Raw genomic sequence first — 15162 nt, 5'->3', positions numbered from 1 at the left:
GAATCGGAGTCCCCATCCTTGTTGGAATTGGTGTTCCCATCCTTGTTCTGATTAGTACCCGATTGGTCCTTGTTGTTATTAGTCTGCTTTGGCGGGGCATCCGAGGCGGTATGTGCTTCATGCGCGGCTTTTGCTGTCAAATTACACGTGTAATACGTGTGACCCGCAGGACACGTCGCCGCATGCGAGACCAACCCACCGCAACTCGTCCACGCATCCGCACGACAGGCAACCTGCTGGCGGGTAGACCCCTCCGAATCGTCATCTTTGTGCTTCTGCTCCTGAGAACTTGAATCTCCCGGATTCTGCCCCGGCTCCAGCGGGTCTGGGTTCGGAGCAGCATCCGAGGCGGTATGTGCTTCATGTGCGGCTTTCGCCGTCAGATTACACGTATAATACGTGTGACCCGCAAGACACGTCCGTTTATGAGCAGTGCCGGTGCCATCGCAGCCCGTCCACCTCGCAGCAGGACACGGACGCGGCTCCGAAGGATACTTATGCAGATGCGGGGGATCGGCACACAGGATCATCCGCCCCCCACTGACCGTGCACGTCTCCCCCTTGTCATTGCGAGGACACCGCGCCAGACCATGCCCTAAACCCTCATCGCAGAAATAAAACTGTTCGCTACAAAACTCACAAGACACCCGCAGATGAATCCCCTTTGAACCCACAGCATGCCCACACGCCAACGTTTCTGGGGATGTCGCTTTATCGCAGACACCGACCCCGTGTTTATCCGACTCTGTGCACGACCAGAAGTGCGTTTTACAGACAACACACTTCACATAGTGCGGCTGACCGATGTTGGGATCCGGGGGCGTGGACTCCGCACCGAAAACACGCGGCAGCACATTCAAAAACAGAACACCGCATAAAAATAGAGAAAAAACTTGTTTCATTTCAGAAACTCCTTACTTTTGAAAATCATGAAAACAACTAACTCTATGAGCCAGAACCCGAACCGCTTGTGCTGTGAGGCTTTTTACACTCCGGACAGATATTCGTGCCTTTTCGCAAACTTTCATCGGGTTTGACCGAACCGCTGGCAGAATGTCTTTGGGCAAGAGACCGCAGGCTCCCGGAAGGCGAACACTGGCCATTAGCACATTCACGAAACTGGACACCACATGTATAGCCGATAAAGTTCGTACACGTCTGAATCTCGTGAGTCGTATCTGTGCAAGCGTAGTAAGACTTGCCACACCCCGGAACCGTCGCAGAACCCCCCGCACACGTCTTTTGATGTGTTAACCGCGCAGCCTCTACGTTGTCCCAACTTTCACCGCACCCTCCATGACACACAAAGTTATAAACCTTATGCTTTACATCAACCAGCGGCGGCTTCGGATCCGAATTGGGATTCTCACTCTCATACTTCGTGGTATAATCATTGTAGGCTTTGTCTCGATCGGTGTCGTATTTTACCGATTCTCTGTGGGCATCCGAGGTAGCTTGCTCGGCAACAACCTTCAACTTCTCAAGTTCGCCGTCGTTCAGCCATGCATTGACCATGTCCAATGTTGGTTTGATCTGCCCCAGAGCAGGGATAAAGACCGTTGGTGCACCCAGCACATATAACCCGCCCGCGATAAATAGATTCTGCAACGTTGTTTTCGTGGAATCCGAGACGGTTTTCTTATTAGCAGCAAGGTTTTCGCTGACATCATCCGCAGCATCCACCTGCGTATTGTAATTGATTGAAGCTGCCATGGCGTTTTGGTTCGCATCTCGGTAGTCATCCCAATAGTCTTTTGCGGTTTTCGGTGCAGGTTGTGAACTTTGCTTTTCTTCTCCATCAATAACGCAGACAAAAACGCTCATCAGCAACAAACAACACATAAAGACTTGAACAAAACATTTTCGCATGAGGCCCTCCTTATTCAAGTCCCTGCAACCGCCGGGCTTCGGATATCAAGCGAATGTACTCGTCGCGACGTTTCCTGTTTTGGATGTATAGGTCATTTATACGATTAGCTTCAGCACCCGTCGCGCGAAGTTTGGCATCTAAAGCCGCATCAAAGGCATTATACGTTTCCTTATCTACGTTCGGATCGCGCCGCATCTCACGACTCTTCGCAATCTCGGTTTTATTTGCTTTGATCTCTTTTTGGAGTTCTTGAGATTCGGCGTAGAGTTTATTTGACCATATACTGGCTTCTGCAGATAGAGTCTCAGCTTCTTCCAAGAGCGCATCAACGCGCGCTTGGGTTTCAGGATCCAACGCGACAGACGCAACTGTCTCCGAGGATGGTGTTGGTTGGCCGGGGGAGACAGTCGGTGTTTCAAAAGGTGTTACGGAAACTTCCTCTAATTCCGCAGTGCCTTGAGATCCTGGCGTGAGCTCATGTGGTTCTGCATGGAAAGTGCCATCTTCGTGAAAATGCCCACCTTGCACGGTCTCATCAACTTTCGGTGGAACCTCGGTCTTTTCAACTTCTACGGGTTTATAGACCTTGATAGGGGCTTGATTGGCAACGCGCTGCCCATGCCAGACACCAATACCTATCGCAATCAATAACACAATCAAAATCGGTAGCCAAATCTTCTTTTTCAACATGACTTATCTCCTTTTTGCGTTCAGAAAAATATCCGTTTTGAGTTTCAAGATGACCGTCTCATCTGCTCCTTCAAGTGTCACCTGTCTCGGTTGAACTTCTGTGAGCATCAAACCTGCCATCGAGTCGCCGAGAAACACCTCTCTATATTCGCCAGTCATGGTGTTTTTCAACCATGCCGACGCAGCGACAGGATCCGACGGATACACACGCGTCCCAAGCAACACAAGAGTGTCCCCTGGCACAGAGTTCGGGTTCAGGACTGTGCCAAGCGGTGCAAATAGGTTATTCTGAATAATCGTTTGGTAGAACTCCGAGTCGATGGACTCTGAGAACGCATCACGCTCAACGAAGACACGGGTTTTGAGAGGTCCGGGTGCTTTCGTGCTGTGCGGCTCGGAAAAACGCTTTGTCGCTTGTGTCGGTGCTGCAGTCTGTGCCTGTAAACAATAAAGACCGAACAGACAGCAGAGGATACAGATCAAGCACACAAGAAACGTCCAGTTCTTAAAAAACATAAATAGCCTCCTTCTCTGTTATTTGCCGTCAGTCTCCAGACAGATGCTCGGTTGACACGACGGTTGTGTTTCAGGGTGACAAAAGCCTGAAGTTCGATGACAGGAGGGACGCGGTGCGTCTGTTTTCCGGTGTCCGTATCCGAGTGTGATGATGACGAAAAGTAGCGTGATGGGCAGTATCCATCGTATGAGCGTGTCTCGCATGGGTTGTGACTCCTTATAAATTTCCCCTTGCTTGCGGGGGCGGGGAATGCCATAAGGCATTCATACCGGGGGTAATTTGCGAATGTGCGTAAATCCTTATAGAAAATATGATGATGACGCCCCGAGACGTGGAGCAGGATACCACATTTCGAGGGTATCGTCAAAGGAAAGTAGGCGCATCGCGGGGTGACTGGTTTTTCGGGGTGTGCTGCGATGCAACGCGAAGAACCCAAGATACCTGCCGTTTGTCTGCGGAAGGCAGTATCTGGGTAGAAACAGTTTTGACAATCGTGAGAAAGACTGTCTCGTATTTTGTGAAGTAAAATACTTAACGTAAGTGGAGGGGGGGGTGGATAGCGATGTTAACCGAAGAGACACACGCGGATAGTAGCGAGAGGCGACCTTTTACCGAGCAGCACGCGCCCAGCAACCGCACACCTAACGTCTCTATTTTCGATATTTTATCACTGATCCATCGGTTCTTCATCTGCTATTTCCCTACATGAATGTGAAATGCACAGTGGCACTTTTTGGGGGCCACCTTCCTGAAATATAATTATAGCCTACATCTCAAAAAATGTCAAATATTTTTTTCATAAACATTCCAGAGGTTCTCTGAAAGTCGGCACTTGCGCGTTGAATTATACACGCGGGTGTCGTTTCTGTCAAATTTTCTTCTGAGAAAACGATACATTCAAAAAAATAGAGGGGTGTGAGAGGCAGAATTCTTTTGACACATCATACCTTGTTTGCTATACTTCCATAGTGATTTACCCAGACAGGCACATAAGACAGGAGAGTACCACCTTGAAAATTACAGACGTTAAGACCATCCTGACAGCACCCAACGGCATTCGTCTCGTCGTTGTTAAGATTGAAACGAGTGAACCGGGTTTATATGGCATCGGCTGTGCCACGTTTACGCAACGTCCACTCGCTGTTGCAACAGCGGTTGACGAATATCTCAAACCTTTTCTCGTCGGCAAAGATCCAGCAAACATAGAGGACATCTTCCAAAGTAGTTTTGTCAGTTCCTATTGGCGAAACGGCCCCGTCCTGAACAACGCACTCAGCGGTGTAGACATCGCACTATGGGACATCATGGGCAAACGCGCGAATATGCCTGTCTATCAACTGCTCGGTGGCAAATGCCGTGAGGCTGCAACGCTCTACGCACACGCAGGTGGCAGCACTTTCGAGGCGGTAGAGGAAAGCATCCGCCGTTATATGGAACAAGGCTATCGCTATGTCCGCGCACAGGTAGCGATACCGGGTTACTCAACATACGGGGCAGGACGTGGCAGACGCAGCTCCGATGCCTTTGAACCGACCCCTTATGTGAACACCGTTATCAAACTCTTTGACCATCTACGCACACAACTCGGTGACGAGGTAGAACTCCTCCACGATGTCCACGAACGCATCCCACCCATCCAAGCGATTAATCTCGCCAAAGGGTTAGAACCCTACAACCTCTTCTTTCTTGAAGACCCATTCGCACCAGAGGATGTAGACTATTTCCAACTCATGCGTCAACAGACAAGTATCCCGATTGCGATGGGGGAACTGTTCAACAACCCGAACGAGTACATCAACATTATCAAAGACAGACTCATCGACTTTATCCGAGTGCATATCTCACAAATCGGTGGCATCAGTCCTGCGCGCAAACTCGCCGCTTTCTGTGAATTCTTCGGCGTACGCACAGCGTGGCACGGACCTGGGGATGTCTCTCCAGTGGGGCATGCTGCGAACGTTGCATTGGATTTAGCGTGTTACAACTTCGGTATTCAGGAACAACACGTCTTCGGTGAAAATACCAAAGAGGTCTTTCCGGGTTGCCCCGAAATTCGAGACGGCTGCTATTGGGCAAGTGAAGCACCTGGTCTCGGTATCGACATAAACGAGGCACTCGCAGCACGATTCCCGTTCCCAGAACATCCGCTTAACGGCGGTTGGGCACCCGTGCGGCGGATGGACGGCACGGTTATCCGACCTTAATTTAAAAACATGAAACGCATCGTTTACGTCGCTTTCGTACTCTGGGCAAGTCTCACATACGCAGAGATTCAGTTCACACGGGTAACCGACGAAGCCGGTCTCCAATTTCGCCACTTCAGTGGTGCGACTGGGGCAAAATACCTCCCTGAGACAATGGGTGGCGGTGCCGCTTTCTTTGATTACAACAACGATGATTTGCCAGACCTCTATTTCGTCAACGGGGCACCTCTGACCGAAAGCACAACAGATGTGCAGCCCACAAACCGACTCTATCGAAACAGTGGCGACGGGACATTTACTGACGTGACAGAACTGGCAGGGGTCGGCAATACTGAGTACGGTATCGGTTGCTGCGTCGCAGACTACGATAACGACGGCAATCGCGATCTGTTTGTTACGAACTTCGGACACAACGTTCTCTACCGCAACAACGGCGACGGTTCTTTCAACGATGTGACAGACGACGCTGGCATTACTGATGAACCGTGTTTCTCTACGGGGTGTGCCTTCGCCGATTACAACAACGACGGCTGGTTGGATCTGGTTGTCGTGAACTATGTCCTCACCGATTTAGAAACCGCACCCGACTGCTCACAAAACGGAATACCGGCATACTGCCGTCCAGAAGATTTCGCACCTGCACCGGATGTGCTTTATCAGAACAACGGCGACGGCTCTTTTACCAATGTAACACAAACAGCAGGACTCATCGCACTCGGCAGAGGGTTAGGTGCGATTTGGACGGATGTCGATAATGATGGTTGGGTTGATCTCTATATTGCCAACGACCAAGAGCCTAACTTCCTCTACCGAAACAATGGCGACGGGACATTTACGGAACTCGGTGAGTTGCACGGCATCGCACGCAACGAACACGGCGACGCAGAAAGTAGCATGGGTATCGACACAGCGGACTACGACAACGATGGCGATTTTGATGTAATCCTTACCCACTATCAAGCCGAAACGAATACACTCTACCAGAACGACGGTAACGGCGTTTTCTGGGATGTCACAGCGCAAAGCCGTTTAAGTGAACCGACGCTCTTACCCTTGGCATGGGGGGTCGGCTTCGTAGACATTGATAACGACGGTTGGCTCGACCTCTTTTTCGCCAATGGACACCTCCACGACAACATCGAAGCACTCGAAGAAATCGGGGTTTACAAACAACAAAATCAGCTCTTTCACAATCAACGGAACGGCACTTATGCAGACATCTCCGACACATCTGGGGGTGGTATGCTTATCGAGAAGTCCAGCCGGGGCGCGATTTTCGGAGACTACGATAACGATGGCGACCTCGATATCCTCGTGATGAACATTGCCGACACTCCCGATTTGCTTCGCAACGATACACCACCTATCCATCATTGGTTGCGTATTAAACTGGTTGGTTCGTTTAATAGCGAGTTTTCGGTTGGCACGCTGCACCGAAAAGGGTCAAATCGTGACGGACTCGGCGCGAAGGTAATACTCCATATCGGTGACATGCAGCTACTCCGAGAGGTAAAAAGTGGCGCGAGTTATCTCTCTCAAAACTCACATCAACTCCTGATTGGATTAGGTAAGGCTGAGCAGGTTGACCGATTGATTGTCCGTTGGCAGAGCGGTATAGAGGATAAAATGGAAAACGTACAGTGTAATCAGCAGTTGACAATTCAAGAAAGTGATGGTATTATAATCCGTAAACCCTAAATGTTCTTGCATAATCCAGTCTATTCATTTGGAGGATGACCAATGAACAAAAGCGTTATTATCGCCATTTTGAGTTTCGCAGCGGTAATCGTGTTTGCTGCAAACCCACAGGCATTGGCGAAAGTTGATCCAGAAACCCTCGTTGGCATGTGGCTGTTTGAAGAAGGGGCAGGAGATGTCGCTAAGGATACCTCTGCTGCTGGAAATGACGGGGAGATTGTGGGTCCTAAGAAATGGGAAGATGGAAAATTCGGGAAGGCACTGGAATTCGATGGCAACAGTGTCTATGTCGAAGTACAATCCAACAAGAGCATTACACTTGAAGAACTAACGATTGTTGCGTGGGCAAATTTAGAGTCGTCTCAAGGCACGCGTTGGCAGTCCATTATGATGCGTGGTCAGAATCCCCGCAACTATCTATTGGCTGTCGACAAAGACAGACAAACCCTTCAGTTAAGCATTACGAAAGGGGCGCCTGGTGCATGGGGAGGGCCGATTGGTGGTCCCATTATTACAGACGATGGGTGGCACCATCTCGCGGGAGTTATCGGTGAAAAAACCGGTTTGGTTATCTACACCGATGGCGAAGAGGTCGGTAAGCAACCCTACGCAAAACCGAGTCTTGATGCGGAACCGGGTCGGATGCGGATTGGTGACGGTTCAAACGGTGGACACCAGTGCGAAGGTTTGCTTGATGAGGTCGCACTCTTCAACGTTCCACTTGAAGGGGACGACATCAAAACGATCATGGAAGATGGGCTTGAGAGCGCAACCGGCTTGTTGGCAGTGGAACCTGATAGTAAGTTGACGACAGTATGGGGGAAACTCAAGGAACTTCCCTAACAATCGGTATTATTTCTCGCGCTGTCGGATTTCCGCCAAACCTTCTTGATAAAGCGGGTTATCCGGTGCGAGTTCAACCGCTTTTAAAATTGCCATTTCTGCTTCTTTGTATCTTCCGACCTTGTAATATAACCACGATAAGGTGTTATGATATGGGGCAGAATTGGGTGATAATTCTGTGGCGTGGCGTGCCAATTCGACCGCTTTTTCTAAGTTGCGACTGTGTTGCCCATAGAGATAAGCGAGTCCGTGGTGCGCCATTGCCGTGTCTGGCGAGAGTTCTATCGCCTGTTGGTAATACGTCTCCGATGCTTCAAAATCACTGTTCGCAGCATAGAGCACACCCAGCATCAGCAGTGATTCTGGCAAATCGGCGTTGATTTCAAGTGCGCTGTGAAACCGCTTTAAGGCATTCTCTCCATCCCGACTTTGCATATAGACGATACCGAGATTGTGGTAAATCTCCGCTGTCTCCAAACCGAGTTGAACCGCACGTTCATAGCGAACAATTGCCTGTGCAGCGTCTCCTTGATCTAACGCGATCTTCGCGAGTCCAGCGGACACCTGCGCAGCGTGGATATCCGAAGTGCTATAGTTGTGAACGCGTTCAAACGCGCGGACAGCCGCTTCGTATTTCTCGTGCTTGACATAAACATTCGCGAGTCTGAGTAGTACCTCCGCTTTCTCGTCGGCATCGGCGACAAAAACCGCCTCAACGCCTCTCTGGATTTCCACATCTGTAGATTTTAAGTCATGAAACCGCTGCATTGCCGCTTCAGCAGCCAATGTATCTCCGATCTGTCGATAGCAGCGAGCGAGTTGGTAATGGACATTCGGCATCGTCGGTGCTAACGCAACAGCTTTCTGATACACTTCAATTGCCGCACCCCACTCCTGTTTTCGGCTGTAAAGGATACCGAGGTGATAATGCGCATCGGCAAATTCAGGATTCCCCTTGACGGCTTGCCGTTGCTCAGCAATTGCGTTCTCGATCTCTCCACGTTCTGCATAGATGCGACCGAGATTGTGATGTGCCTCGACGACACCCGCCGTGCCTCGCTGCACCAATTCCATATAGTATCGCATCGCTTCATCAAACCTACCTTGTCGATAAGCGATGTACCCCAATCCCAACAGTGCTTGCGATGCCGCAACTTCGGCTTCTAAGCTGCGTTCCTCGTCTGTATCAAAGCGAAGTACGTCCTGATAAGCGCGGGCGGCATCGGCGTAGCGACCCAACTGGGAATAGGTGTACCCTAAACGAGCAAGCGTCTTTTCATCTTTCCCGGCATCGGTAAAGTACCGAACGGCTTCCGCATAGTCGCCCTGCTGGAGTGCTGTTGCTCCTAACTCGTAAGCGTTCTGGGCAATAGCAAAATGTCCGTTTAAGACGCAGAGGCATAATGTAATAACCCAAGTCGCCACTTTCGTAGCATAATCTGTTAGATTGTGCATATACGCCCGCAAACTACGCAAACTATGGTAAATCCTAGAATTAATTAGACATTCAGCGAATCAACGTCAGAATGCGCGTGTGGCATTCTGCGGGTGCGGTTAGAAACCGCACCTACCAGGCCGGGGTAAAATGTTTATTTATTTTTCTGGTTTACCATAAATGAAGTTTAAGAAAATAAATCGGTAATTTGTCTTGGATGCCCCAACTTGTTGGGGACGCGGTGCTGGAAAACACTCCCGAACAAGTTCGGGCATCCGGATGTTCGGGTATTACCGAATTAATAAATTAATCTTCATACAGTTTGCGCTACAAAATGTCCAAAGGATCTTAGTCAAAACCCAACCGTTTTACTTCTGTCTGGAGGGAAATCCCGGTCTTTTTTCGGACCTGCTTTTGGATATATGCGACCAAATTTAGGACATCTGCCGCTGTCGCATTGTCAATATTGAGAATAAAATTTCCGTGTACTGTGGACACCTCTGCACCACCAATACGGTAGCCTTTCAACCCACTGATGTCAATCAGCCGTCCCGCTGAATCGCCGGGCGGGTTTTTAAACATGCATCCGGCATTCTCCTCAGCAAAGGGTTGCGTTGCGACTTTCTGCTTGTAGAAGGCTTGCATCCGTTCGGTGATTGTGTCAACATCCCCGTGTTCAAGTTCAAGCGTCGCACCTGTAACACAGAAATAGGCATTCAAACCGCTGTGTCGGTATTCAAAGTTCGCCTCGGCATGGGTTAACTCAACAAGATCACCCGTGTCGGTCATGACAGTAACATTTCTGACGACATCCCCGAAACTACTGCCCCACGCACCGGCGTTCATGATGAGCGCGCCGCCGACGGAACCCGGAATACCGAGTGCAAATTCCACACCGCTCAGTCCGCTTCGGGACATGGTTTTTGAGAGCCGCGGCAGTGAAAGTCCTGCACCCACCGAAACGACCTTTCCGTCAACCTCCAGTTTCGCCAACTCGCCGATCAACCTGACACCGATGCCCTTGAAACCCGTGTCGCTTACGAGTAGATTCGACCCACGACCGATAACGGCAATCGGAATACCCCACTGTCTATGGAAATGTGCTAACGCTGCGAGTTCAGATAACGTACTGATTTCAATGTAAGCGGTTGCTTCACCACCGATGCCGAAGTAGGTATGTTTTGCGAGCGGCTCTGCAAACCGGAGCCGTGAACCGGGTTGCGTTACGATTTTCGGCAGTGCTTTTTTCCAATCCATGCTGCCCTCCATTTTTTGTCTATTATAGCACATACGGCAGCAGGAATCAATTCTATAGACATATCAGAGTGTGTAAATATTTTGACAGCGGGTTGTCAGAATCAGGATTTGCAGGATTCAAGGATTTTCAGGGTAGGAGGGAATACGTCTCTTTGCTCCCGGGGAATGCCATAAGGCATTCATACCGTTGATTTCCGAGTGCTATGTGTAGAATCGTTTGAATGCACGTCGCATGAATTAACACGGAATGCGCGTGTAGCAAATGTCCTACAAAGAACGGATTTCGTCTCTTCCTATACCAAATCCAGGCATCCAGCCATGTACTTTTCAAACAAAATTAGCAATTTTTGTGGAAATCATTTGCTTTTTTTCTGAAAATAGCGTATAATTTGGTTACGAATAGACTTAATTGGTATTTTAGTGATAATTGTGAAATTGACTTATTATAACCCAACTTGCCATCTTGGCAGCACGGTTTCCTGTCAGGTTGCACATAAAGGGGCGCAACCTAACAGGAGACGCGACAAATGTCGGAAGCACTTTCCGCAACTTTTTCTTTTTAGGTAACGTTCATGAACAGACGCGTTCTGTCTCTTCTTAAAGCCTGTGTAAAATCCGTGAGACACTGTGGACTCCACTTTTGGGTCGAGCTCCGTGCGTTGTGTGGATTTTCAGAGCTTGTCGTTGCCAAATATCTTCTGCTAGTCTGTTTTAGATTAGCGAAAGCGATTTACCCCCCCCACTTACTCCACGTATAATAAGCAAATTACACCATAAAGGACTTCACACGACAGCCGCAGCGGTGAATGCCGCCGTGCTGCTCTCTTCGCGCCCGCCCGTGCGACTTTATTCCCTTTCAAGTCGCATGTTGCAGGCTATTTTTGTTCCCACCCCCGTCCGCACATTTGCATTACAAAAAGTCAGAGAACCGGGGCTAACCCTCAAGCTGGGGTTCAGATTTTTCTCAAGGCTTTTGAGTTTAAATTTAAATGGAGGAAAATAACGCATGCTGTCAAAAATGACATTTACCTTAGTTTTTGTTTTAGTGTTGGCATTTGTAGCAGGTCCGGCATTCGCACAAGAGATGACATTTAGCCCAAATCTCAATAGTCCTGTTATTTCAGAGAACGGTTTTCATGTTGCCATGAAGAATGTTACCGATACTACACCAGCTGACGATGTCCTTGATACCACCGGCATAATTGCTGATGACAGTGGCCAAATTACGGCTGGTAAAGCCATTGTAAGACACGTAAGTAACTTGCCAGATATAAACGCCCTCTTTGCTTTCGGTGGAACCGTTGAGCTCTTGCTTCGGAAGTCCGCGAAAGATGCTGCGAAAGCAGATGTAGACTTAGGAAATATTACCACAGGTTCAATGTATCGCCTTGCTATCACCGAAATTATGTGGGGAATAGATGCTGCTGCGACAGACCCGACAGTTGCCCAGTGGATTGAAGTCTACAACGAAGGGGCTGCCCTGAAGAGCACTGATGATCTTCGTCTCCTGTTCACGACAAATAAGCGTGTCGAGCGCGATGAAGTGACACTTGTTGGTGACAGTGGATTACCTACTACGGGTGCTGAGGCAGAGGCTGGTGCAGCGAATTCTGTAACCTTCACAGTCGTTGACCGTGTGAGTGTTATCAACCGATTTGGGGTCAGATGGGATCCACCGGGTCAGAGTGGTCGGACATCAGCGTCTACGGATGGCAAGCATCCCGTGAAAAATCTCGTCTCCATGTACCGGAAGCGGAGCACGAACGCTGATAAAACCGCCTACACGGCTCATGATGCCAATAGCAAAGCCGGTGAGCACAGATTCGGTGACGGCACCGATAGCAGTCAGTGGGTCGCATCCGTTGGACGTATCAACATGGCGGGTCCTTTCATCGGCACGCCGGGTATGCCTCAGCAAGATGACGATGGTATTGCGACGCAAAGTAAAGCACCCGCCTCGCTTCCCGGCACTTCCGTCATCATCAACGAGATTTACAACTCAGACACGCTTCAGTGGATTGAACTTCACAACACCGGCAGTGCTGCACAAGAAGTCAAAAAATGGACGCTGCACGCTGCGTATGAGGATGCTGATGGCAACAGGCAGCAGCAACGGGTCTTTTCGATTCCTGACGAGGGCACGAGCATTCCTGGGGGTGGTTTCTTGGTCATCACGAATCGCGATCCCGCTGATAGCGTCTTGGCGGGGTATGGATCTCCATGATACCAACAACGACAAGTTCCCGGCAGGTGCGCAGCAGCTGTATATCGTCGTGAATGGTGCTGATGACGAGTGGATGCCTGCTGATGATTTCCTCCTAATTCTCAGAGACCGTAACGATAGAACCAACCATGAAGGGATCGTAGACATCGCCGGTAATCAGTTCATTGAGCAGGCGAACGTCTCAGATACCTGGCCTTTGAAAGGGTGGAAGGTTGCCATTGCGAACGCTGACATCAATACAGAAAGGATTGATGCGAATGACTGGGGTGGTGCTAACAGTAGCATACCCCGTAACACCGGTATGACGTATGCGCGTATCGAGCAGAAGTCTGGTGGACAACGTTCAGAGAAAGACCACTGGCGTAAGGACGGTGCCGTCAACGGTCCCGGGTATGACCCGAACGTAGATATGGCAATCGCACCGGGAACGCCGGGGTATGCCAACAACGCCCGGAAGGCAAACCCCGCCGACATTATGGGTAAAGTCGTTATCAGTGAGATTATGTATGATGCCGGTGACAACGGCAATCTCACGCAGTGGATAGAACTCTACAACTCTTCCTTCACGGAATCGGCACATCTCAACGGGGATTGGGAACTGGAGATTCGCAACATTGACCCGGATGTCGAGTCTTACGTCGATGCGAAGTTCACGTTTGATGGCACTTCTGTGATTCTGCCGAACCAGACGCTGTTGTTGGTCTCTGACCGTAGCAGTGCGAGTGATGTGGTGTCCCACCGCGTCTATAACCTGTATCAGAAGCACCGCAACGCACTCGGTCTCTCGGCACGCAAGAGTGTGCTACTGAGCAGTGAAGGGTTCCATCTCGAGCTCCGGTATAAAGGGAGCGTTGAGGACGTAGCGGGTAATGTTATGCTGGATCCGCGGACCCCGGGTCGCACGGTGATGTGGGCATTGCCGGAGACGGGTGGCGAGATGCGCAAGTCCATCGTCCGTGGCTTCGGCTCACGTGCATTTGATGGCACCCCCGATGACGCGAATGATGGCACGATGGCAGCCTCGTGGATAACGGCACAGAGTGTCGGGAGCTACTATGGACACCGTGATGATGTCGGGTCACCCGGACATCGGGAAGGCAGCCCCTTACCCGTCTCACTCTCAAGCTTCCGTCCCGTTCGCGACAAAGCGACGGGTGCTGTTGTGATTACATGGATCACCGAATCTGAGTTGAACAATGCTGGCTTTAACATCCTGCGAAGTGAGACGAAGGACGGTGTGTTCCAAGTCATCAAGGTCAAAGGCATCGTGCCCGGACACGGCACCATTTCTGAAAAGCGTATGTATACCTACACAGATACAACTGCGAAACCCAACGTTGTTTACTACTACCAGATTGAGGACGTCTCGTTGGACGGCAACCGGACAACCTTGCGCACGACACACTTACGTGGAAACGTCAGTGCGGGTGGTAAACTCACAACGCGTTGGAGTGAGCTAAAATCGTTTGGCAAATAGGTCGGACACATAGGTTGTTCAGGGATGAAAATAGTTGAACTAACCTATCAGGGCAGCGGACCTCGGTTCGCTGCCCTGTTTTTTCTGGCTATTGGCTGTTGGCTGTTGGCTAATCGCGGTTTGCGGTTTGCGGTTCGCTACTTATTGTCTAAACTGTGATTTACGTGATTATATGATTTTTGGGATTTGAAATAACGGGGAAAAATAAAAACGAACCTTTTTTGAACAAATCCAACTAAATAAGCAAAACTAAATTCTGAGTGATTAGCGAAGAATTTGTCTTTGCTTTACACTATGTGGATGCCTTTGAAAAAACAGTAGAGGTATTCACACAACGAAAATTTTAATGGGAGAAATTGAAAATGAAGCAGAAACTTTTCACAATAGGCGCAATCGCAGTTATCGCTATCGTAGGTCTTTTCGTTTTTGAACACGCAACGTCGGCACAACGTCCGGATCGAAACGCACAAGGCGGGAATCAAGGTCGTGCTGGCGGCGGTCGGGGTGGTCAGATGAATATGATGAATATGGTCTCCATAGTCGATAATTCTTGGGTCGATTTGACATTCAGCGTAAAAGTAGATGACGCAACACTCGTAAAAGCACGTCCAATCTATCAGGCGAGTCGCGATAAGTTCGCAGCGAAGATGAAAGAACTCCAAGCATCCGGCGATATGCGGTCGGCTATGACGGAGATGCAAAGTTATGCCGCAACCGTTGGTAAAGAGTTCCAAATCGCCCTCAAAGAGGTCTTGACTACAGAGCAGATGACGAAACTCAACGAACTCACGAAAGCGCGTCAGGCAGAACAAGCGAACCGTATGAATCGCTGGCGTGGTGAAGGTGGTCGTCGTGGTGGCGGTGGCGGCGGCAGGCAATAGCCATCTTTATGGGTTGGAAGGTTGGAAGCCTGGAAGATTGGGAATCCATCCTTCCATCCAAGTCCT

The 15162-nt window shown here is 49.8% G+C and carries 13 protein-coding genes; 6 read left to right on the top strand and 7 right to left on the bottom strand.

Going from position 1 to position 15162, the window contains the following annotated elements; all coding sequences use genetic code 11:
- The 5 genes from OXN25_03830 to OXN25_03810 all read right to left on the bottom strand — a co-directional run.
- Positions 1–902: hypothetical protein (locus OXN25_03830; GenBank protein MDE0423984.1), on the bottom strand; the 902-nt coding region annotated here is incomplete at its 3' end.
- 43 nt (positions 903–945) lie between these two features.
- Entirely contained in the window at positions 946–1869 is a 924-nt protein-coding gene (locus OXN25_03825) for a hypothetical protein (protein MDE0423983.1), read from the bottom strand.
- Between the two features lie 10 nt (positions 1870–1879).
- Positions 1880–2560, bottom strand: a complete 681-nt coding sequence (locus tag OXN25_03820; protein MDE0423982.1) for a hypothetical protein — start codon at positions 2558–2560, stop codon at positions 1880–1882.
- Positions 2561–2563: 3 nt separating this feature from the next.
- Entirely contained in the window at positions 2564–3076 is a 513-nt protein-coding gene (locus OXN25_03815; protein MDE0423981.1) for a hypothetical protein, read from the bottom strand.
- An 18-nt stretch (positions 3077–3094) separates the two neighbouring features.
- Entirely contained in the window at positions 3095–3280 is a 186-nt protein-coding gene (locus OXN25_03810) for a hypothetical protein (GenBank protein MDE0423980.1), read from the bottom strand.
- 807 nt (positions 3281–4087) lie between these two features.
- Here OXN25_03810 and OXN25_03805 point away from each other — a divergent pair.
- From OXN25_03805 to OXN25_03795, 3 genes are read left to right on the top strand one after another with little or no spacing between them, the layout of a single operon-like run.
- Entirely contained in the window at positions 4088–5281 is a 1194-nt protein-coding gene (locus OXN25_03805; protein ID MDE0423979.1) for a starvation-sensing protein RspA, read from the top strand.
- A gap of 9 nt (positions 5282–5290) precedes the next feature.
- Complete coding sequence (locus OXN25_03800; protein MDE0423978.1) at positions 5291–6979, top strand: CRTAC1 family protein; 1689 nt, start codon at positions 5291–5293, stop codon at positions 6977–6979.
- A 42-nt stretch (positions 6980–7021) separates the two neighbouring features.
- Positions 7022–7822, top strand: coding sequence for a LamG domain-containing protein (locus OXN25_03795; GenBank protein MDE0423977.1), 801 nt, complete (start codon positions 7022–7024; stop codon positions 7820–7822).
- 9 nt (positions 7823–7831) lie between these two features.
- Here the strand turns inward: OXN25_03795 and OXN25_03790 are convergent, their stop codons facing one another.
- Positions 7832–9277, bottom strand: coding sequence for a tetratricopeptide repeat protein (locus OXN25_03790; protein ID MDE0423976.1), 1446 nt, complete (start codon positions 9275–9277; stop codon positions 7832–7834).
- Between the two features lie 328 nt (positions 9278–9605).
- Positions 9606–10514 carry a UDP-N-acetylmuramate dehydrogenase gene (murB, locus tag OXN25_03785; GenBank protein MDE0423975.1) on the bottom strand — a complete coding sequence of 303 codons (909 nt, stop codon included), beginning with the start codon at positions 10512–10514 and terminating at the stop codon, positions 9606–9608.
- A gap of 1006 nt (positions 10515–11520) precedes the next feature.
- On the opposite strand from murB, the gene OXN25_03780 reads away from it, so the two are divergent.
- The 3 genes from OXN25_03780 to OXN25_03770 all read left to right on the top strand — a co-directional run bounded on the left by OXN25_03780 (position 11521) and on the right by OXN25_03770 (position 15096).
- Positions 11521–12738 (top strand): hypothetical protein, encoded by a 1218-nt coding sequence (locus OXN25_03780; protein MDE0423974.1) that lies wholly within the window; start codon positions 11521–11523, stop codon positions 12736–12738.
- Complete coding sequence (locus OXN25_03775) at positions 12725–14215, top strand: lamin tail domain-containing protein (protein MDE0423973.1); 1491 nt, start codon at positions 12725–12727, stop codon at positions 14213–14215. Before OXN25_03780 ends, OXN25_03775 begins: the two co-directional genes overlap by 14 nt.
- 362 nt (positions 14216–14577) lie before the next feature.
- A complete protein-coding gene (locus OXN25_03770; protein MDE0423972.1) occupies positions 14578–15096 on the top strand; it encodes a hypothetical protein in 519 nt (172 codons plus the stop codon).
- The last annotated feature ends 66 nt before the right edge of the window (positions 15097–15162 follow it).

The sequence above is a fragment of the Candidatus Poribacteria bacterium genome, assembly GCA_028820845.1.
Taxonomy (GTDB): Bacteria; Poribacteria; WGA-4E; order WGA-4E; family WGA-3G; genus WGA-3G.
The sequence above is the reverse complement of the archived record's forward strand: the minus strand, read 5'-3'. Positions and strand labels throughout refer to the sequence as shown.

What these genes read in the sequence shown, in the direction of transcription:
- OXN25_03770 (MDE0423972.1), top strand. Translation starts at nt 14,578, where the DNA reads ATGAAGCAGAAACTTTTCACAATAGGCGCAATCGCAGTTATCGCTATC.
- OXN25_03790 (MDE0423976.1), bottom strand. Translation starts at nt 9,277, where the DNA reads ATGCACAATCTAACAGATTATGCTACGAAAGTGGCGACTTGGGTTATT.
- OXN25_03800 (MDE0423978.1), top strand. Translation starts at nt 5,291, where the DNA reads ATGAAACGCATCGTTTACGTCGCTTTCGTACTCTGGGCAAGTCTCACA.
- OXN25_03820 (MDE0423982.1), bottom strand. Translation starts at nt 2,560, where the DNA reads ATGTTGAAAAAGAAGATTTGGCTACCGATTTTGATTGTGTTATTGATT.
- OXN25_03810 (MDE0423980.1), bottom strand. Translation starts at nt 3,280, where the DNA reads ATGCGAGACACGCTCATACGATGGATACTGCCCATCACGCTACTTTTC.
- OXN25_03815 (MDE0423981.1), bottom strand. Translation starts at nt 3,076, where the DNA reads ATGTTTTTTAAGAACTGGACGTTTCTTGTGTGCTTGATCTGTATCCTC.
- OXN25_03795 (MDE0423977.1), top strand. Translation starts at nt 7,022, where the DNA reads ATGAACAAAAGCGTTATTATCGCCATTTTGAGTTTCGCAGCGGTAATC.
- murB (MDE0423975.1), bottom strand. Translation starts at nt 10,514, where the DNA reads ATGGATTGGAAAAAAGCACTGCCGAAAATCGTAACGCAACCCGGTTCA.
- OXN25_03780 (MDE0423974.1), top strand. Translation starts at nt 11,521, where the DNA reads ATGCTGTCAAAAATGACATTTACCTTAGTTTTTGTTTTAGTGTTGGCA.
- OXN25_03775 (MDE0423973.1), top strand. Translation starts at nt 12,725, where the DNA reads ATGGATCTCCATGATACCAACAACGACAAGTTCCCGGCAGGTGCGCAG.
- OXN25_03825 (MDE0423983.1), bottom strand. Translation starts at nt 1,869, where the DNA reads ATGCGAAAATGTTTTGTTCAAGTCTTTATGTGTTGTTTGTTGCTGATG.